At 72.6% G+C, this 1,286-nt stretch carries 1 protein-coding gene; it reads right to left on the reverse strand.

All coding sequences use genetic code 11. The features are described from left to right. Positions 1–1,271, reverse strand: a 1,271-nt coding sequence (locus MOX02_RS30595; protein WP_147029509.1) for a monovalent cation:proton antiporter-2 (CPA2) family protein, incomplete at its 3' end; no start/stop codon positions are given. Positions 1,272–1,286: the final 15 nt, after the last annotated feature.

A 1,286-nucleotide genomic window follows, 5' to 3' on the forward strand; every position in this document is an offset into this window, starting at 1 on the left:
AAGCGCGCGGCGAGATCCGGCCGGTCGGCGAGCGCCCGCTCGATCCGCGCGACGAGGGCGAAGAAGAGCGGGTTGAGGGTGATCGAGAGGAGCGCCCCGCCGAGGATGAGGTCGCGCCCCTCCGCCGGCAGCAGCTTCAGGGACAGGCCGAGGCTGACGAGGATGAAGGAGAACTCGCCGATCTGCGCGAGGCTCGCCGCGATGGTCAGCGCCGTCCCGACCGGGTGGCGGAAGGCCAGCACGATCGCGACCGCCGCGAGCGACTTGCCGAGCAGGATGATGCCGAGGACGGCGAGCACCGAGAGCGGCTCGCGGATCAGGATGAAGGGGTCGAACAGCATCCCGACCGAGACGAAGAACAGCACCGCGAAGGCGTCCTGCAGGGGCAGGGAATCGGCCGCGGCCTGGTGGCTGAGGTCGGATTCGGCGAGCACCATGCCGGCGAAGAAGGCGCCGAGCGCGAAGGACACGCCGAACAGCTCCGCCGAGCCGAAGGCGATGCCGAGCGCCAGCGCCAGCACCGCGAGGGTGAACAGCTCGCGCGAGCCCGTGCGGGCCGCCTGGTCGAGGAGCCAGGGCACGAAGCGGCGCCCGCCGATCAGCATCAGGCTCGCGAAGACCGCGACCTTGGCGAGGGTGAGGGCGAGGGTGAGCCACAGGTTGTCGGCGCCGAGGCCGACGAGGTGGCCGAGGGCCTCCGTGGCGGCGTGGGCGGCCCCGTGCCCGGCCTCCTTGCCCTCGCCCCCGAGGGAGGGCGCGAGGGCCGGCAGCAGCACGAGGGCCAGCACCATCGCGAGATCCTCGACGATGAGCCAGCCCACCGCGATCCGGCCCTTGTCGCTGTCGAGGAGGCCGCGCTCCTCCAGAGCCCGCAGCAGCACGACCGTGCTCGCCACCGACAGGGCGAGGCCGAAGACGAGGCCCGCCCCGAGGCTCCAGCCCCAGGCCAGGGAGAGCCCGGCGCCCATGGCGGTCGCCACCGCGATCTGCACGATGGCGCCCGGCAGCGCGATGCCGCGCACCGCCATCAGGTCCTTGATCGAGAAGTGCAGCCCGACGCCGAACATCAGCAGGATCACGCCGATCTCGGCGAGCTGGCCCGCGAGCTCGCTGTTGCCGACGAAGCCCGGCGTGTAGGGACCGACGAGGACGCCCGCGAGCAGGTAGCCGACCAGCGGCGGCAGCCGGAGGCGCTGCGCCACCATCCCGCAGACGAAGGCCAGCACGAGGCCCAGGGCGATGATGGCGATCAGCTCGGTCGCGTGCGGCACGGTCGTCCGGTCTCC

The sequence above is a fragment of the Methylobacterium oxalidis genome, assembly GCF_007992195.1.
GTDB classification, from domain to species: domain Bacteria; phylum Pseudomonadota; class Alphaproteobacteria; order Rhizobiales; family Beijerinckiaceae; genus Methylobacterium; species Methylobacterium oxalidis.